The sequence below is a fragment of the Caballeronia humi genome (genome assembly GCF_001544475.1).
GTDB classification, from domain to species: domain Bacteria; phylum Pseudomonadota; class Gammaproteobacteria; order Burkholderiales; family Burkholderiaceae; genus Caballeronia; species Caballeronia humi.
Map to the genome: position 1 here is coordinate 60,303 of NZ_FCNW02000031.1, position 17,866 is coordinate 78,168.

At 63.9% G+C, this 17,866-nt stretch carries 15 protein-coding genes; 11 read left to right on the forward strand and 4 right to left on the reverse strand.

The features are described from left to right. Positions 1-187: 187 nt before the first annotated feature. Together AWB65_RS23535 and AWB65_RS23540 are read left to right on the forward strand one after the other, a co-directional pair. Positions 188-1,555 carry an MFS transporter gene (locus AWB65_RS23535; RefSeq protein ID WP_087669434.1) on the forward strand — a complete coding sequence of 456 codons (1,368 nt, stop codon included), beginning with the start codon at positions 188-190 and terminating at the stop codon, positions 1,553-1,555. 61 nt (positions 1,556-1,616) lie between these two features. Next, positions 1,617-2,075, forward strand: coding sequence for a type II 3-dehydroquinate dehydratase (locus tag AWB65_RS23540; RefSeq protein ID WP_087669435.1), 459 nt, complete (start codon positions 1,617-1,619; stop codon positions 2,073-2,075). Between the two features lie 37 nt (positions 2,076-2,112). Here the strand turns inward: AWB65_RS23540 and AWB65_RS23545 are convergent, their stop codons facing one another. The 3 genes from AWB65_RS23545 to AWB65_RS23555 form a co-directional block, all read right to left on the reverse strand. Next, the gene (locus AWB65_RS23545; protein WP_235007732.1) at positions 2,113-4,383 is read right to left on the reverse strand and encodes a multicopper oxidase family protein; all 2,271 of its coding nucleotides are present in this window, start codon (positions 4,381-4,383) and stop codon (positions 2,113-2,115) included. Between the two features lie 285 nt (positions 4,384-4,668). Beyond that, positions 4,669-5,373: a FadR/GntR family transcriptional regulator gene (locus tag AWB65_RS23550; RefSeq protein ID WP_087669436.1), complete on the reverse strand. Its 705-nt coding sequence runs from the start codon at positions 5,371-5,373 to the stop codon at positions 4,669-4,671. Between the two features lie 166 nt (positions 5,374-5,539). After that, positions 5,540-7,123, reverse strand: a complete 1,584-nt coding sequence (locus tag AWB65_RS23555; protein ID WP_087669437.1) for an aldehyde dehydrogenase (NADP(+)) — start codon at positions 7,121-7,123, stop codon at positions 5,540-5,542. Between the two features lie 197 nt (positions 7,124-7,320). On the opposite strand from AWB65_RS23555, the gene garL reads away from it, so the two are divergent. From garL to gudD, 3 genes are all read left to right on the forward strand, one after another. Next, entirely contained in the window at positions 7,321-8,106 is a 786-nt protein-coding gene (garL, locus tag AWB65_RS23560) for a 2-dehydro-3-deoxyglucarate aldolase (RefSeq protein WP_087669438.1), read from the forward strand. 384 nt (positions 8,107-8,490) lie between these two features. Continuing rightward, entirely contained in the window at positions 8,491-9,591 is a 1,101-nt protein-coding gene (locus AWB65_RS23565; protein WP_087669439.1) for a lactonase family protein, read from the forward strand. Between the two features lie 37 nt (positions 9,592-9,628). Further along, complete coding sequence (gene gudD, locus AWB65_RS23570) at positions 9,629-10,978, forward strand: glucarate dehydratase (protein WP_087669440.1); 1,350 nt, start codon at positions 9,629-9,631, stop codon at positions 10,976-10,978. Between the two features lie 39 nt (positions 10,979-11,017). Here the strand turns inward: gudD and AWB65_RS23575 are convergent, their stop codons facing one another. Further along, positions 11,018-11,869 carry a LysR substrate-binding domain-containing protein gene (locus AWB65_RS23575; protein WP_200821775.1) on the reverse strand — a complete coding sequence of 284 codons (852 nt, stop codon included), beginning with the start codon at positions 11,867-11,869 and terminating at the stop codon, positions 11,018-11,020. Positions 11,870-11,965: 96 nt separating this feature from the next. Between AWB65_RS23575 and AWB65_RS23580 the strand changes: the two genes are divergently transcribed. The 6 genes from AWB65_RS23580 to AWB65_RS23605 all read left to right on the forward strand — a co-directional run. Continuing rightward, positions 11,966-12,817 (forward strand): alpha/beta fold hydrolase, encoded by an 852-nt coding sequence (locus tag AWB65_RS23580; RefSeq protein WP_087669441.1) that lies wholly within the window; start codon positions 11,966-11,968, stop codon positions 12,815-12,817. Positions 12,818-12,971: 154 nt separating this feature from the next. Beyond that, on the forward strand, positions 12,972-14,180 hold the full coding sequence (locus tag AWB65_RS23585) for an efflux RND transporter periplasmic adaptor subunit (RefSeq protein ID WP_087669442.1): 1,209 nt from the start codon (positions 12,972-12,974) through the stop codon (positions 14,178-14,180). Position 14,181: 1 nt separating this feature from the next. Beyond that, positions 14,182-14,874, forward strand: a complete 693-nt coding sequence (locus tag AWB65_RS23590; protein WP_087669443.1) for an ABC transporter ATP-binding protein — start codon at positions 14,182-14,184, stop codon at positions 14,872-14,874. A 21-nt stretch (positions 14,875-14,895) separates the two neighbouring features. Next, the gene (locus tag AWB65_RS23595) at positions 14,896-16,050 is read left to right on the forward strand and encodes an ABC transporter permease (RefSeq protein ID WP_087669444.1); all 1,155 of its coding nucleotides are present in this window, start codon (positions 14,896-14,898) and stop codon (positions 16,048-16,050) included. Positions 16,051-16,058: 8 nt separating this feature from the next. Further along, positions 16,059-17,225: an ABC transporter permease gene (locus AWB65_RS23600; protein WP_087669445.1), complete on the forward strand. Its 1,167-nt coding sequence runs from the start codon at positions 16,059-16,061 to the stop codon at positions 17,223-17,225. 54 nt (positions 17,226-17,279) lie between these two features. Further along, the coding region (locus AWB65_RS23605) for an aminotransferase class V-fold PLP-dependent enzyme (protein WP_125474179.1) at positions 17,280-17,866 on the forward strand (587 nt) is incomplete at its 3' end.

Genomic DNA, 17,866 nt, shown 5'->3' on the forward strand with positions numbered 1-17,866 from the left:
ATCGAATGCCGTATTTGCGCAGCGAGTTTTGCACATTATGAGATGAAATTCCACCCTGGAACGACATCCCACCTGCCAGTGATAGTCTCGCTCTACGGTTCGGACGCGCTTCGAACCCCCGAACCACGACACCCGATGACCAACCGGCCGCGCCCATTCAAAAAGCGGCCGAAGAGGAGACGACAACATGACTCAGGAAGCACAGCAGGCGCACGCAGCGATGCGCACGCGCGCCCTGACCGCCGCGGCGGTAGGCACGGCGCTCGAATGGTTCGATTTCACGCTTTACGGCGCACTGGCCGCGACCGTGCTGCCGAAGCTCTTTTTCCCCGCGATGGATTCGACCTCCGCGCTGCTCGCATCGCTCGCGACGTTCGGTGTTGGCCTCGCGGCGCGGCCGCTCGGCGCGATCATCTGCGGACACCTCGGCGACAAACTCGGCCGGCGCAACCTCATGCTCGGCACGGTCTCGATCATGGGACTTTCGTCGATGCTGATGGGCCTTTTGCCGACCTACGCGAGCATTGGCCTGTGGGCGCCGATCCTGCTCGTCGTGCTGCGCATTCTGCAGGGCTTCGCGCTCGGCGGCGAATCGACGGGCGCGCAACTGATGGCGATCGAACACGCGAGCCCCGACCGTCGCGGCAAATACTCGGGCCTGCTCGGCCTGTGCTCGCCGCTCAGCCAGATCATGGCGAACGGGGTGCTGTTGCTGCTGGCGTCGATGATGTCGGCGCAAGCGTTCGATTCCTACGGCTGGCGCATTCCGTTCCTGATGAGCTTCGTGCTGATCGTGATCGGCGTGTATATCCGGCTGAAGGTCAGCGAAACCCCGGCGTTCGTCGAATTGCGCAAGACGCAGGTCGTGCAGGTCGCCAGTCCCCTGCGCGATGCATTGCGCCTGCACTGGCGGACCGTGCTGCGCTGGATGCTCTTCTTCTGCGGGCCGGCCGCGATCTTTTATCTGATCGTCGTGTTCTCGCTCAGCTACATCACGAAAACGCTCGCCGTGCCGAAGCAAACCGGCTTCCTGCTGCTGATGGGCGCGAACGTCTGCGCGATCGTCGGGGCGCTCGCGGGCGGCATGCTGAGCGACAGGATCGGCCGGAAGAAGGCGCTTGCCATCGGTTCGATCGCGACGCTCCTGATGCTCTTCGTGTACTTCCAGATCCTCGATACGAAGAGCTTCCTGCCGATGCTCGCCGCGATGGGTTTCTTCCTCGGCTTCACGCAGTTCCAGAGCGGCATCCAGCCGGTCGCGTTCGCCGAAGCGTTCCCGACCAACGTGCGCTATTCGGGCTCGGCGCTCGCCTATACCGGCGCGAACCTCATCGCCGGCGGTCCGATGCCGGTGCTCGCCGTATGGCTCTTTTCGATCTGCAACGGCTCGCCGTGGGGCGTCGTCGCGGTGTGCGTGGCGTTCAACGTGATCTCGCTGGTCGCGATCCTCACGGCGCCCGAAACGCTCGGCATCGACATGAACCGCACGGACTCGGCCGCGCGTCTCGCTGGCGACGATGACTTTCCGCAAGCCAGCATGAGCAACAGCCATTGAGCGGCGGCGCACGCCGGACTCGAAGCAACGAAACAACACCATCGCAAACGTGAGCACCACAATGACTGAACTCGTATATGTACTGAACGGCTCAAACCTCAACATGCTGGGCAAGCGCGAGCCGCATCTCTATGGCACCACGACGCTCGCGCGCGTGCAGCAGGAAACGGAGGCGCTCGCGAGCAAGCTGGATCTCGCGTGCGAGTTCCGGCAGACGAACAGCGAGGCGACCCTCGTCGACTGGCTGCAGGAAGCGTTCGAGCGCGATGCCGGCGTCATCATCAATCCAGCGGGGTTCTCGTTCGCGTCGGTTCCGGTGCTGGATGCGGTCAAGCTCGTGCAGCGGCCACTGATCGAACTGCACATCACGAACATCCACAAGCGCGACGAAACGTATCGTCACTCGCTGGTGTCGCGGGCAGCGACCGCGGTGATCTGCGGACTGGGCGTCGACGGCTATCTCGTCGCGATGCAGGCGATGGCGATGGCGCTGCGCAAGAACTCGCCGTTCGCTTCGTGAACGCTCGATGCGCCGGTGCGAAACCGGCGCATCGATTTCAGCGCGTCGTAAAGGCCTGCACCGACGCGCCTTTCGCCGTGCACAGCGACGACGCGAACACTTCCTGCGCGTTCGCCGATCTAGCTCCGACAAGTTGCGCGAACCACTGCTCGGCCTTGCTCGATGCGAGCTTGACGGGCGTCGCCATCTGCCTGAGGAAGGCGGTCGTCGGCGAGACGATCTCGACGTTCTGCATCATCCCGCGATCCTCGTGATCGAGGATATGGCAATGCATGACGAACTCGCCGGTGAAGTCCTCGTACTTCGTGCGCAAGAGGACCTGGTAGTTGGTCTTGATGAAGAGCGTGTCGCGGATCACGTTTTTCAGGTCACAGTATTCCAGGTCGCCCGTGGCGATTTCATCGGGCGTGCAATGGCCTTGCGAATCGAAGACCGAGACACGCTGCGCGTTCAGGATATCGACGATCTGAAACGGATTCGTGTGAATGTGAAAGATGTGGCCCGCGATGAAATTCGAATCGACGTCCCATTCCTCGGTAGAGCCCAGCTTGGCGGTGTGGTCGATACGATCGTGGTGGTAGTAGTCGTTGTTGACCAGGAAACGCGGCGGCCCATTGACATCGATCGAAAACTCGGTCGGAACCTTGATGGTGCTCGGGGTCGCAACCACTTCCTTAATCGGCGCGAACGTCTCCGTGTTAAGCGATTGCAGTTCGCCACGCGCCGGTTGCGGAAGGTCGCTGTTTGCATCGACCAGTTGGTTGCGGACGTACTGCCAGTATTTCGAATGCCCGTTACCGTCGGCGACGTAGTCAGGAATGCCCGCACCCGGGCCCACGCGCGCGATCGACAAAAGCCTCCTGTCTTTCACTTTCGAGGAATTCGGGCGGAAGTTGATGGTCGCGGCCGAACTCGCGGCTTCGTCGAGGATGCAGTAGAGACCGGGCTTCGGGAACGCCACGAGCACGTCGCTGCGATAACCCGGGTCCATCGTGTTCACATCCTTCTCGACCATCGACGTGCGCGTAAGCCCATCCACCGCGATCTCCAGTTGCTTGACCGTTTCGCCGCTGCAGAGCGTGTCGAGCGTGGTCGTCTGCTCCGGCTTGTTCACCGATGCCGCGAGCCGTGACGACGCCGCCGTCGCCGCCGCGTTGATCTGCGAGGCGCTCAGCGCGCTCGAGTCGGAGACGCCGAGCGCGGACAGATTGGCACGCACGATCTTCACGTTGATCGTGTCGCGATTGCCGCCGTGAACCATGCGCCAGCGACGGATTTCGCCTGCCGGAACGAAGCCCGAGGCACTCGGAAACACCGGCTGCACGACGCCGTTGATCTGCGTATAGCGGCCGGAGATGACCCACGTCGAATTGAGCTGGCCCGTATGACCTGGACGCGTGTCGTTCACGAATGAAAGCTGGGTGGTGTAGTTGCGGATCTCTCCGGTGATGCCTTTGGGACAGGCCCATTCGCCGATGGTCGGATCGGTGATCGGCGAGGGCGCAGCGGCATTCTGGAAGCAGCCGTACTCGATCTGCTGGAAGAGGAAGACGTGTTCGCGGAACGGGATCTTCAGGAGCTTCCGATGCAGGATCGTATCGATGTCGGCGAGTCCGCCTCGCGCCTTCTTGTCCGCCGCCGTGCGCGAGCCGCGGATGATCAGCACGCCCGCCATGCCGCTCGCGACGTCGATCGCGGTCGAGCCGTGCCGGTGCGAGTGATACCAGAACGTGCCCGCCGGATGGTTCGCGTCGACGTCGTATTCGTAGTTGAAGCTCGTTTGCGGATCGACGTCGAGCAGCACGTTATCCGAATTGCCCGACGGCGAGATGTGAAGGCCGTGGGTATGCAGATTGGTCGTGTTGTAGCACTTGGGCGTCTCCGGGTCGGTGATGCCCGAACAGGTCTCTGCCGGATTCAGCGGGAGGCTGTTCCTGAGCGTCACATTCAGCTTCGTGCCCGGCTTGATGCTGATCGTGGGGCCGGCCGGGCAGCCGTTGTAAGAGCGCATGTTGACCGTGTCGTAGGAACTGGTCTCGGGGTTGTAGAGCTTGTACGTCGTCATGTTGACGTTCAGCGTGATCGACCCCGTGTTGCGCATGATCGTGTAGCCGGTGAGGCAGCGCAGACGCGCGAGCACCGATGCGAGCCCGCCCGGTGTGTTCTCGGAGGCGTTGTCGGCAGCGGCGTCGGTGGTGTCGCTGAGATCGGCGAAGGACTGGGACGATTGCGTCGTCTGTGCGTGAAGCTCGATGCTCAAAAAAAGTGCAAGACTCAAGACAAAGGCGACGACCGACGAGATCTTCATGGCGTGCTCCGGTTCCCTTGCGTTCTTGTTTGAAACCTTTAGTGTTGCGAATCGTAGGAGACGGAATAGGGCACTTATGTGGGCAACCACACATAAGTTTTGATGTCGATGAAAGCGGACGGCAGGAATTTCCTGCGCTGTCAGGTGATTGTTTGTTTGAGGAACAAGACGCGACAACGGTGTCCGAAATGACCGTCTGTTGTCGTGTTTGGATGACGTTTCGGATTGCGCAGAAACGCTGCGCATTGTTGAGGAATCGGTGCGCCGAACCGGTGCGGCGTTGTCTTACGTCACCGTCGATTTGTGAGCACGACGCAAGCGCTCGCGGCTGTTGCTCAGGTGCATGCGCATGGCGGCGCGTGCATCGTCGGCGTCTTGCCGGACGATCGCCTGATAGATCAGCTTGTGTTCCCCGAGCACGTTTCGCAGGCGTTCGATCTGATCGAGTTCTGCGATCTCCGCTTGACCGAGCCGCGTGCGCGGACTCACCGCGCGGCCCATCTGGCTGAGTACGTCGAAGAAGTAGCGGTTGCCGCTCGCGCGCGCGATCTGCAGATGAAATTCGACGTCGTGCGCCAGCACGTCGGTGCTGCCGTTCGCGAGTTCGGCTTCGAAGCGTTCGAGCGTCGCGGCGATCCGCTCCAGATGTTGCTCGTTGCGACGCATCGCCGCGAGCGCGGCCGCGGCCGCTTCCAGGTCGATGCGAAACTCGATGATCGCCATCACGTCGAGCATGCTGGAAAGGTCGGCTTCGGGCAGACGCATCGCTGCGTCCTTCTCCGAGCCGAGGATGAACGTGCCGATGCCATGACGCGTTTCGACGAGACGCGCCGCCTGAAGGCGTGAGATCGCCTCGCGCACGACCGAGCGGCTCACCGAGAATTGCGTCATCAGCGCGGCTTCGGTCGGGAGCTTGTCGCCCGGCCGGAGCATGCCGCGCTCGATGTCTTCGGTGAGGCTGGCGACGACTTTGTCAGTGAGGCTGCTCATTGCGTTTAGTGGGCGTTCGTCGATGGGGTCGTCGGACTTCCATGCGGCTTAGATCAACGGCGTGCTTTCAAGTCGTCCGACAACGTCGGAATCTTATCCTCCGTGCACGCGTCGCGCCATTGAAAAAGCGGCCTCGCGGCCGCTTCGATCATTCACAAAAACGCGCTCAACCGCGCACGATCTCGCCATCCCGACGACGCCACAAATCGAGCGGATTCGCATCCGACAGCGCTTCGGGCAGCAGGTCGGCCGGGAAGTCCTGATAGCAGACTGGCCGGAGAAAGCGTTCTATCGACGTCGTGCCGACCGAGGTCACGCGGCTGTCGGACGTCGCGGGGAACGGACCGCCGTGGACCATCGCGTGCGAAACCTCGACGCCCGTCGGGAAGCCATTCACGAGGATACGTCCCGCCTTGCGCTCGAGAATCGGCACGAGCGATTTGGCGGCAGGCAAGTCGTCGCGATCCATCTGGATCGTCGCCGTCAACTGGCCAACGAAATGTTCCGCGACCGCCGCCAGTTCCTGCGCATCCTTGCAACGCACGATCGTCGAGGCGGGGCCGAACACTTCGTCTTCCAGCTCGGCCTTGGCGAGGAACGTCTTCGCGTCGGTCACGAAGAGCGCGGCGCAGGCTTGCGTCGGGCCGTTCGCTTCAATGCCGTGCGCGACCGGAGCCACACCTTCGATCGCGGCCAGCCGGCTTTCGCCTTGCTGATAAGCCGCGTAGATGCCCGACGTGAGCATCGTCTGGGCGGGTTTCGCGCTCAACGCCGCCGATGCCGTCTCGATGAACTTCGACAACTCCGCGCCGTCGATGCCGATCGCGAGCCCCGGGTTCGTGCAGAACTGTCCCGCGCCGAGCACGAGCGAATCGACGAAACCCTGCGCGATGGCCGCGCCGCGCGTGGCAAGCGCGTTCGGCAACAGGAACACCGGGTTGATGCTGCTCATCTCGGCGTAGACGGGGATCGGCTCGGGGCGGCGCGCGGCCACCTGCATGAGCGACGTGCCGCCCGCACGCGATCCCGTGAAGCCGACCGCCTTGATCGCCGGATGCGCGACCAGCGCCTCGCCGACCGTCCGGCCCGCGCCGACGATCATCGAGAACACGCCTTCGGGCAGGTCCATATCCTTCGCGACCTGCTGGATCACGCGGCCGACCATCTCGGAGGTGCCGAGGTGCGCGCTATGCGCCTTCACGACGACCGGGCAACCCGCCGCGAGCGCGGCCGCTGTATCGCCGCCGGCAACAGAAAACGCCAGCGGGAAATTGCTCGCGCCGAACACGGCGACCGGGCCGATCGCGATCTTCTGCATGCGCAGGTCCGAGCGCGGCAGCGGCTTGCGCTCGGGCAGCGGCGAATCGAGCGTCGCGGCGAGCCACTGGCCGGCGCGCACGACTTGCGCGAACAGCTTGAGCTGGCTCATCGTGCGGCCGCGCTCGCCTTCGAGACGCGCTTTCGGCAGGCCCGACTCTTCCTGGGCGCGCTGGATCAATGCATCGCCCAAGCCTGCGATGCCATCGGCGATGCGCTCCAGAAACTCCGCACGCACCGCGAGCGGCAGGGAACGGTACGGGTCGAACGCTTTCTGCGCCAGTTCGCATGCCGCTGTGACGTTTTCCGCCGTGCCGCTGCCGAAAACCGGCGCCGCGATCTCTTCGCCAGTGGAGGGATTGAACGCGTGCAGGGGCTTGTCGCTACCGCGCACCGCGAGCCGGCCGATGAGCATGTCGCCAGTAATTTGCATCTCGTCTCCGAAAATTGTGAGCTTAACATCAGTCATCGTATAACAAAGGTGCGGCGGTGAGCAAGTGAATATCCGTTTGCTGATCGCGGGTTTGTTGCGTTACGGGTTTACGTGGCTGTTCCATCAATGCTGAACATTGGTAATCTGAGTTCAGACGTCGTATAACTTGCCACTTCGCATGCCTCCCAGGAGACACCATGACTGCATCAAAACCGTACCAGCCGCTGCCCAACGCGTTCCGGGCGTCCGTCGCCGAGGGTGAGAGGCTCATTGGATGCTGGGCGTCGCTGGCGAGCCCGATCACCACCGAACTGCTCGGCATGATCGGCTTCGACTGGATGCTGCTCGACGCCGAGCACGCCCCGAACGACGTGCTCACGCTCATCCCGCAACTGATGGCGCTCAAGGACAGCCCGACCGCGCCGATGGTCCGGCCGCCCGCGAACGACAGCGTCGTCATCAAGCGACTGCTCGATGCGGGATTCTTCAACTTCCTGATTCCTTTCGTCGACAGCGCCGCCGATGCCGAGCGCGCCGTTGCGGCAACGCGCTATCCGCCGCAGGGGATTCGGGGCGTGTCGGTCGGGCAGCGGGGAAACCGGTACGGCACGGTCGCGAATTATTTCGACGTGGCGAACGACAACATCTGCGTCGTCGTGCAGATCGAGAGCCGCGCGGCGGTCGAGGCGATCGATGAGATCACGGCGGTCGAGGGCGTCGATGCCGTGTTCGTCGGGCCGTCGGATCTGGCGGCGTCTTACGGGCACATCGGCAACGCCAATCATCCGGACGTGCAACAGGCGATCGCCCACGTGTTCGAGCGCGTGAAGGCGGGCGGTAAAGCAAGCGGGATTCTTGCGCCAATCCAGGCTGACGCCGAGCGCTATCTGGCGATGGGCAGCACGCTCGTGGCCGTTTGCGCGGACATGGGATTGCTCAGGAATTCGGCGCAAGCGGTCAAAAATCACTTTATTCCGCGATAGACGGGCGGGGCGTCACCGCCTATGCAGTGCGCCATAGACGACGAAAGCCGACGGGAGTCGGCTTTCGTCGTTTTGGGGTCCGTTGGGTGGGTTGTCTGATGTTGTCAGATCTCCAATAAGTTCCCCGAGTTGTCTGATGTCGTGATTTACGCTTCCCAGCGGTCTCACAAATGTCTTGGAGCGTTTAAAATCAACGGTTACAGCGCCAAGAGGGTAAACCCCCCATTGCATCGAATCCGCAAACTAATACAATGTCATCAGACAACGTAACTGTAGCTCGATGCAGCAGCACATTGCGTAAGTGGCGGGCGGACTATACGGATTAGACGTCGCATCGCTAAGCGCCGCCGTCGAAAGCAAATTCCATCAGAGGAACGACCGATCATGAATCAACCGCTACCCGATTCTTATTCCGTGTACGTCTCGAACTCGATCGACGGTGACATCTCCGTCTTTTCCCTCGATACCCGGAGCGGTGAGCTCGAAGCCGTCACGCGGCACGCGGCCGCCGAAAGCACCCAGCCGATGACACTCTCGCCTGACCAGCGCACCCTCTACGCCGCGACGCGCGGCGCGCGGCCTTCGATCATTGCCTATTCGATCGATGCCGCCACCGGCGACCTGTCGCACCGCGTCACCGCGCCGATCGAATCGAGCCTCGCGTATCTGTCGGCGGACCCGCTCTCGCGGTATCTGTTCGGCGCCTCTTACGGCGAGAACCGCGCGAGCGTCTACGGCGTCGAGCGCATCGCCGATGGCATCGGCAAGCCGCTTTTCGTCGTCGACGGCATTCAGAACGCGCACGCGGCGATCGTTTCCAGCGATGGGCGGTTCGCCTACGTGACGTCGCTCGGATCGGACCGGCTCTTTTGCTACGAACTGCAGCACGACAAGCACGGCGAACTCACCCACCTCGACGCGCTCGAATTCGACCGTGGCTTCGGCCCGCGCCACCTGCGCTTCTCGCCGGACGAGAGCACGGTCTACGTGGTGAGCGAATTCCGCGCGACGGTCGCCGTCTTCGCGCGCGATCGCGAGACGGGCCGGCTGAGCGCCGCCGGTGTTTCGCCGCGCCCGGCCGCGCTGGCGCACCTGAAGGACGGACAGGTCCGCGGCGGTGCTCCGATCGCGCCCGAGACGCTCGCTACGCTCGTCTGGGGCGCCGACATGCAGCTCACGCCGGATGGCCGCTTCGTCTACGTCTCCGAGCGCACGACGAGCCGGCTGATCACCTACCGCGTGCAGCCGGACGGCACGCTCGAATACGAAACCTTCATCGACACCGAAACCCAGCCGCGCGGCTTCCGGATCGACCCGACGGGCAGCTTCCTCGTTGCGTGCGGGGAAAAGTCGTCGCACGTCGCGGTGTACGGCATCGACACCGAATCCGGCGCGCTCTCGCTGCTTTCGCGCTGCAAAGGCGGCAACGGGGCGAACTGGGTCGAAATCATCGCCCGGGTCGCGCCTTCGCTGCCGACGGTTTAAGCGTCGCTTCTTCATCAACTCATACTGGTACCCGTTCATGTCCACGACCCCGATTCAAGCCAACGCCACACCGACCGTCACCGAACTGCGCGTCGTCCCCGTCGCTGGCCGCGACAGCATGCTGATGAACCTCTCCGGCGCGCACGGCCCGTTCTTCACGCGCAACATCGTGATTCTGAAGGACAGCGCTGGCCACACGGGCGTCGGCGAAGTGCCGGGCGGCGAAGCGATCCGCCAGACGATCGACGATGCGCGCCCGCTCGTGGTCGGCCAGTCGATCGGCAACCTGCAAGCGATGCTGAACCAGGCGCGCACCCAGTTCGCCGATCGCGACGCTGGCGGCCGTGGCCTGCAAACCTTCGACCTGCGCACGACGATTCACGCGGTGACCGCGCTCGAAGCCGCGCTGCTCGATTTGCTCGGGCAGCACCTGGGCGTGCCGGTCGCGGCGTTGCTCGGCGAAGGCCAGCAGCGCGATGAAGTCGAGATGCTCGGTTACCTGTTCTATGTCGGCGATCGCAACAAGACCGATCTTCCGTACGCGAGCGGCGCCGAAGGCCGCGATGACTGGGAGCGCGTGCGCACCGAAGTCGCGCTGACGCCCGAAGCGGTCGTGCGGCTCGCCGAAGCGGCGCAGGCGCGCTACGGTTTCAACGATTTCAAGCTGAAGGGCGGCGTGCTGGCGGGCGACGCGGAAATCGAAGCGGTGACGGCGCTCGCCGAGCGCTTCCCGAACGCGCGCGTGACGCTCGATCCGAACGGCGCGTGGTCGCTCAAGGAAGCGATCCGCTTGTGCCGCGATCAGCACGACGTGCTCGCGTACGCAGAAGACCCGTGCGGCGCGGAAAACGGCTATTCGGGACGTGAAGTGATGGCGGAATTCCGCCGCGCGACCGGCCTGCCGACGGCGACCAACATGATCGCCACCGACTGGCGCCAGATGGGCCACGCAATCCAGTTGCAATCGGTCGACATTCCGCTCGCCGATCCGCATTTCTGGACGATGCAGGGCTCGGTGCGCGTCGCGCAGATGTGCAACGACTGGGGCCTGACGTGGGGTTCACATTCGAACAACCACTTCGATATCTCGCTCGCGATGTTCACGCATGTGGCGGCGGCGGCGCCCGGCAAGATCACCGCGATCGATACGCACTGGATCTGGCAGGACGGACAACGATTGACGCGCGATCCGCTGCAAATCGTGGGCGGGAAAGTGAAAGTGCCGCAGAAGGCGGGGCTGGGCGTCGAACTCGACATGGACGAACTCGAAAAGGCGAACGCGCTGTATCAGCAGCACGGCCTCGGCGCGCGTGATGACGGCGTCGCGATGCAGTTCCTGATTCCGAACTGGAAGTTCGATAACAAGAAGCCTTGTCTGGTGCGGTAAGGGAGGTTTTAGATGATGGCGGTCGAAAGGCCGCCATCATCACCGGCGCAACTCCGAAATAATCTTCTCCGCCAGAAAATCGCAAGGCGGGCGCCTCGACCCGGTGCTCCTCGCGAGCACGACTTCCAGCGCCGCGATTTCCGGCAAGCCCTGCGCCGCGCCCAGCAGTGCAAAGTGCGCGGGCACCGCACAGCGCGCGAGCGGCGTAACCGCGAGCCCCGCCTCCGCCATCGTAATGAGCCCGAGCAGGCTCGGACTCTCGTACGAAGTCCGATACGGAATCTTCGCGCGCTCGAGACTCTGAATCGCGTTCTCGCGCGCGACGCTCCCCGGCAGGAACACCGCGATCGGCAGCGGCCGTTCGCGCCAGATGTCATGCGCGCTCGGTGCCGAGGCCCAGACCATCGGCTCCAGACGAATAAACTCGCCCGACAAGCCCTTCACCCGCGTCGCGCAGACGAGATCGACCGAGCCGTCCTTCACCATCGGCGCGAGCGCGACGCTCGGCAGGCCGACGACCTGAATCTCCACCTTCGGATAAGTTGCTGAGAATTTCTTGAGAATCGGCGGCAGCAGCGACGACGCGTAATCGTCCGGCACGCCGATGCTTACGCGCCCCGTCACGTCGGGCCGCACGACTGCCGCCCACGCTTCGTCGCGCAACGCGATCATGCGGCGGGCATACGCCAGGAGCACCTCGCCGTCCTGCGTAGGCACGACGCTGCGCGGCTTGCGTACGAAAAGCGGCTTGCCGAGCGCGGTTTCCAGCGTCTTGATCTGCATGCTGACCGCCGACTGCGACCGGTGCACGACCTCTGCCGCCCGGCTGATCGTGCCGGTATCCGCCACGGCGACGATCATCGTCATCACGTCGAGATCGAGTGCTTTCATTTCGGTTTGGTATCAGAAAAACGAATGGATACCATCAATATTACGCGGTTTTCTTAAATATTGGCTCCGGGCATAGTGTCCTCAAGGAGCCAACCCATGAATGCGCGAATCGATCCCTCAGTGCTTGCCTTTTCCGAACTGTCCTTTGCGACGATCCCGTCGGGCATCAGCGTGCCCTACGTGGAGCGCGGCGAAGGCGAGCCGCTGTTGTTCGTGCACGGATCGCTCTGCGATTACCGCTTCTGGCGCGGCCAGACGGAGCCGCTCGCGAAGGATTTCCGCACGATCGCGGTGAGCCTCAGCCATTACTGGCCGGCGGGCGAGGCGTGCATCCAGGGCGAATTCGGCTGGGAAACGCACGTCGCCGAACTGGCCGAATTCATTGAAACGATGGATCTGGCGCCGGTGCATCTCGTCGGGCATTCGCGCGGCGGCTGTGTCGCGTTTCAGCTCGCGCGCCGCTTTCCGCGGCTCGTGAAGACGCTGACGCTCGCGGACCCGGGCGGCCCGCTGCAGATCGACGGCATGCCGGAAGCATCGCTGCCCGCCGCGACGAATGCGCTGCGCGCGAAGGTGGCGAACCTGATCGAACAAGGCGAAATCGATGCCGGGCTAGAGCTTTTCGTCGATTCGGTGAGCGTGCCTGGCTCGTGGCGCAAGAGCCCGGCGGGCTTTCGCACGATGGCGATCGATAACGCCGCCACGCTGCCGAAGCAGTTTCGCGATCCTCTGCCCGCGTATTCGCGCGAAGCCGCCCGCGACGTGAAGTGTCGAACCCTGCTGATCGAAGGGCAGAAGAGCCCGCGCATGTTCCGCAACAACGTGGAGAAGCTCGCGGAGTGGATGGATTTCGCCGAGCGGCAGACTATCGAAGGCGCGTCGCACGGGCTGAACGTGTCGCATGCAGGGGCGTTCAACCGGCTCGTGCAAGCGTTCGCGCGTGCATGACGCCAAGAGCAAGACCGTTGTAAGCAAAGGCAGAACGCGGCGCTATACTGAGACCCCGTTCACGGCGCCACGAGCCGGACGGTCACTCATGTAAAGGCGTTCCTGCATCACGCTTTGCCAAGGTGGCCGGCCGCGGGCGCAAGGCCCCAAAAAATTGGCTGATCACAATCTCGAAAAGCTGAAGATCGACCGGTCGCCCACCGCCACTGTCCCACGGCGGCGGCGCGGCTGGCTCCGTTACGCCGTGCTCGCGGCGATCGTGCTCGCGCTCATCGGCATCACTTTGAAGCTGATGGGCCCGCCGGCCGTCGAGACGGCGACCGTCACCTCCGTTCATCCGTCGCAAAACTACACGCTCCTCAACGCCACCGGCTATGTCGTGCCGCAGCGCAAGGCCGCGGTCGCGTCGAAGGCGCAGGGGCGCGTCGAGTGGCTCGGCGTGCTCGAAGGCAGCGTGGTCAAGAAAGGGCAGGTGATCGCGCGGCTCGAAAGCGACGACGTGTCCGCGTCGCTCGCGCAGGCATCGGCGCAGGTGAAGGTGGCGCAAGCCAATCTCGGGCTTCAGATCGCCGAGATGAAGAATGCCGAAATCGACCTCCGCCGCATGCGCATCCTCGCGCCGCAGGGCGCGATCCCCGCGACCCAGTTCGACGCCGCCCAGGCCCGCTACGACAAGGCGGTGGCGTCGATCAACAGCAGCCGGGCGTCGATCACGTCGGCGCAGGCGAATGCGCGCGCGGCGCAGGTCGCGGTCGACCAGACCGTGATTCGCGCGCCGTTCGACGGCGTCGTGCTAGAAAAGCACGCGAACGTGGGCGACAACATCACGCCGTTCTCGTCGGCCTCCGACAGCAAGGGCGCGGTCGTCACGATCGCCGATATGGAGACGCTCGAAGTCGAGGCGGACGTCGCGGAATCGAACATCGCGAAGATTGGCATCGACGCGCCGGTCGAAATTCAGCTCGACGCGCTGCCTGACTTGCGAGCGGCGGGCCGCGTGTCGCGGATCGTGCCGACAGTCGATCGCTCGAAGGCAACCGTGCTCGTGAAAGTGCGTTTCGTCGATCGCGATCCGCGTGTGCTGCCCGACATGAGCGCGAAAATCGCGTTCCTCTCGAAGCCGGTGCCGCCGGACGAAACACAGCCGGTGGTCGCGGTGCAGCCAGCGGTGATCGTCACGCGCGATGGCCGGAAAGTGGTCTATGCCGTGAAGGACGGCCGCGTGCACGAAGTTACCGTGACGACCGGCTCGAAGATCGGCGATCTGGTCGCGGTCAGCGGTGTAAAACCGGGCGACGTGCTGGTGCTGTCGCCCTCGGCTAAGCTGGACGACGGCGAGCGCGTCACTCTGGCGAAGAAATAGCATGAGCACGCCGCCGCTCGTCGAAATCAGCCACGTCGCGAAGTCGTATCGGCGCGGAGTGCAGGACGTGTCCGTGCTGACCGACATCACGCTCGACATCGGCGAAGGCGACTTCATCGCGCTGATGGGGCCGTCGGGGTCGGGCAAGAGCACCCTGCTCAACCTGATCGCGGGCATCGACCGGCCGGACAGCGGCGAGCTGCGCGTCGCGGGCCTCGACATCACGCGGCTCGGCGAAGCGGCACTCGCGGACTGGCGCGCGGCCAACATCGGCTTCATCTTCCAGTTCTACAACCTGATGCCGGTGCTCAACGCGTTCGAGAACGTCGAGTTGCCGTTGATGCTCACGCGCCTCACGCGCGCGGAGCGTCGCGAGCGCGTCGCGATGGTGCTCGACATGGTGAACATGGGCGACCGCACGAGCCACTATCCGTCCGAGCTTTCGGGCGGTCAGCAGCAGCGCGTGGCGATCGCGCGGGCGTTGATCACCGATCCGCGCCTGATCGTCGCCGACGAACCGACCGGCGACCTCGACCGCACGTCCGCCGCCGAAGTCCTTTCGATGCTGCAGCGCCTGAACCGCGAACTCGGCAAGACGATCATCATGGTGACGCACGACGCGCACGCGGCGGGCGCGGCCAAGGCGCTCGTGCATCTGGAAAAGGGGGAGCTGATCCATGCGACCGACGCCTGACCGGCATCGCCCCGGCGCCATATGGTTCTGCTGAAGCTCATTACACGCAACGCGCTGCGGCACCGTTTGCGCACTGCGCTGACGGTGCTCGGGCTCACTATCGCGGTGCTCGCCTACGGATTGCTGAATACGGTTGTCGACGCGTGGTATGCGGGCGCCGCGGCGGCGTCGAACGCGCGACTCGTGACGCGCAACGCCATCTCGCTCGTGTTCCCGTTGCCGTTAAGCTACGAGAACCGCATCAAGGGCGTCGACGGCGTGACGACGGTCGCGCGCTCGAACTGGTTCGGCGGTGTGTATCGCGATCCGAAGAACTTCTTCGCGCAGTTCGCGGTATCGGACAACTATCTCGACCTGTATCCCGAACTCGTCCTCGGCGACAAGGAACGCGCAGACTACGTGCGTGACCGCAAGGGCGCCCTGATCGGCCGGCAACTGGCGACGCAGTTCGGCTTCAAGGTCGGCGACGTGATTCCAATCAAGGGCACGATCTTCCCGGGCACATGGGAATTCGTCGTGCGCGGGATCATGGAAGGGCGCGACGAATCCACCATCACGCGCCAGTTGCTGTTCCACTGGGACTATCTGAACGAGAGCGTGCGCAAGACCTCGCCGAAACGGGCCGATCAGGTCGGCATTTACGTATTCGGCGTCGAAAACCCCGACGATGCCGCTGCCGTCTCACATCGGGTCGACGCCGTCTTCAAGAACTCGCTGGCCGAGACGCTCACCGAAACGGAGCAGGCGTTTCAACTCGGCTTCGTCGCGATGTCGAACCAGATCATCGCGGCGATCCGCGTCGTGTCCTACGTGGTGATTCTGATCATCATGGCGGTGATGGCGAACGCGATGGCGATGAGCGCGCGCGAGCGCACCGTCGAATACGCGACGCTCAAGGCGCTTGGCTTCGGTCCGGGCTTTCTGGCGCTGCTCGTCTTCGGCGAATCGATCGCGATCTGCACGATCGGCGGAGCGCTGGGCATGCTCGTGACGCCGCCCGTTGCGAGCTTCTTCAAGCAGGCGACGGGCGGCGTGTTCCCCGTGTTCCGCGTGTCCGGCGAGACGCTCGCGTTGCAGGCGGCATGCGCGTTCGTGGTGGCGCTCGCGGCCGCGATCATCCCGGCGGCGCAGGCGGCGCGGGTGCGGATCGTCGAAGGCCTGCGGGCGATCGGCTAGGGGCGCGCGTGGCGATTCCGCTTTCCTATATCGCGCGCAACCTGTGGGCCCGGCGGCTCACCACGCTCCTGACGGCGGGAGGACTCGCGCTCGTGGTGTTCGTCTTCGCGACGGTACAGATGCTCGATGCCGGTTTGCAGAAGACGCTCGTCTCGACCGGCGAGGAGGACAACGTCGTCGTGATTCGCAAGGGCGCGGAAACGGAGGTGCAGAGCGGGATCGACCGGAATCAGGCGAACATCATGGAGATGCATCCTTCGGTGGCGATGGATGCAGGCGGCCGGCCGATGGCGTCGAAGGAAACCGTCGTGCTGATCTCGCTCGCGAAGGCCGGCTCCGACAAACTCTCGAACGTCGTGATTCGCGGCGTCTCGCCGATGGGGCCAGGTTTGCGGCCGCAGGTCAAACTCGTGGCGGGGCGCATGTTCAGGCCGGGGTCGTCGGAGATCGTGGTCGGCAGCAGTATCGCGAAGGGCTTCAGCGGGACGCGCATCGGCGAGCATTTGCGGTTCGCGCAGCGCGACTGGACCATCGTCGGCAGCTTCGATGCGGGCGGCAGTGGCTTCGATTCCGAAATCTGGGGCGACGTCGATCAGCTCATGCAGTCGTTCCGGCGCACCAGCTATTCGTCGATGGTGGTGCGGCTTGCCGAGGGAGATCGCTTCGACCGCTTCTCGACGGATATCGACGTCGATCCGCGCCTCGCCGATCAGGCCAAACGCGAGCGCACGTTCTACGGCGACCAGTCGAAGGCGCTTTCGACGTTCATCAACATCCTCGGCTTCACGCTCTCGACCATCTTCTCGATCGCGGCGATGATCGGCGCGATGATCACGATGTACGCGTCGGTGGCGAACCGCGTCGCGGAGATCGGGACGCTCCGCGCGCTCGGCTTCAAGCGCGCCAACGTGCTCGCCGCGTTCCTGCTGGAGGCGCTGCTGCTCGGACTGGTCGGCGGACTGGCGGGCCTTGGCTGCGCCGCGCTGATGCAGTTCGCGTCCTTCTCGACGACTAACTTCCAGACCTTCGCCGACATCTCGTTCGGCTTCGTGCTGACGCCCGCCGTCGTGATGAAGACGCTGGCGTTCTCGATGGTGATGGGGCTCGTCGGCGGATTTTTCCCCGCGATTCGCGCGGCGCGGCTCAATATCGTCGATGCGCTGCGGGCGCGTTGACGCGGCAGACTTGGCACAATACGCGTAACCATCCCGACTCCGGACGAACCTTCGATGCCTCGATCCCCTTCCGACATGCCTTTCGCCTCCGAAACCGGCGATCCGTTTCTCCTCACGCCCGGCCCGCTGACGACCTCACGCAGCGTCAAGGCCGCGATGCTGCACGACTGGGGTTCGCGCGATGCGAACTTTGTCGCGATAAACAAATCGGTGCTTGCGCAGTTGCGCGACATCGCGAACGGTGGCGACGAGTTCGTAACGGTGCCGGTGCAAGGCTCGGGGACGTTCGCCGTCGAGGCAATGCTGACGAGCCTCGTGCCGCGCGATGGCAAGGTGCTTGTGCTGATCAACGGCGCTTATGGGTTGCGCGCGAAACGCATCCTCGATATCGCAGGACGCAAGACGGTCGTGCATCAAACGGCGGAAGACGCGCCGCCTGACCTCAAGAAAATCGAGTCGATCCTGAAGCGCACGCCGTCGATTACGCACGTCTTTGCGGTGCATTGCGAGACGACGTCGGGCATTCTCAATCCGGTTTCTCAGATCGGCGAACTCGCGGCGCGCTACGGCAAGCGCTTTCTGATCGATTCGATGAGCGCATTCGGCGCCATCCCGCTCGACGCCCGCGCCGTGCATGCCGA

Bases quoted from the DNA above. Each gene is read 5' to 3' on its own strand.
- AWB65_RS23535 (WP_087669434.1), top strand. From the start codon at position 188: ATGACTCAGGAAGCACAGCAGGCGCACGCAGCGATGCGCACGCGCGCC.
- AWB65_RS23540 (WP_087669435.1), top strand. From the start codon at position 1,617: ATGACTGAACTCGTATATGTACTGAACGGCTCAAACCTCAACATGCTG.
- AWB65_RS23545 (WP_235007732.1), bottom strand. From the start codon at position 4,383: ATGAAGATCTCGTCGGTCGTCGCCTTTGTCTTGAGTCTTGCACTTTTT.
- AWB65_RS23550 (WP_087669436.1), bottom strand. From the start codon at position 5,373: ATGAGCAGCCTCACTGACAAAGTCGTCGCCAGCCTCACCGAAGACATC.
- AWB65_RS23555 (WP_087669437.1), bottom strand. From the start codon at position 7,123: ATGCAAATTACTGGCGACATGCTCATCGGCCGGCTCGCGGTGCGCGGT.
- garL (WP_087669438.1), top strand. From the start codon at position 7,321: ATGACTGCATCAAAACCGTACCAGCCGCTGCCCAACGCGTTCCGGGCG.
- AWB65_RS23565 (WP_087669439.1), top strand. From the start codon at position 8,491: ATGAATCAACCGCTACCCGATTCTTATTCCGTGTACGTCTCGAACTCG.
- gudD (WP_087669440.1), top strand. From the start codon at position 9,629: ATGTCCACGACCCCGATTCAAGCCAACGCCACACCGACCGTCACCGAA.
- AWB65_RS23575 (WP_200821775.1), bottom strand. From the start codon at position 11,869: ATGAAAGCACTCGATCTCGACGTGATGACGATGATCGTCGCCGTGGCG.
- AWB65_RS23580 (WP_087669441.1), top strand. From the start codon at position 11,966: ATGAATGCGCGAATCGATCCCTCAGTGCTTGCCTTTTCCGAACTGTCC.
- AWB65_RS23590 (WP_087669443.1), top strand. From the start codon at position 14,182: ATGAGCACGCCGCCGCTCGTCGAAATCAGCCACGTCGCGAAGTCGTAT.
- AWB65_RS23595 (WP_087669444.1), top strand. From the start codon at position 14,896: ATGGTTCTGCTGAAGCTCATTACACGCAACGCGCTGCGGCACCGTTTG.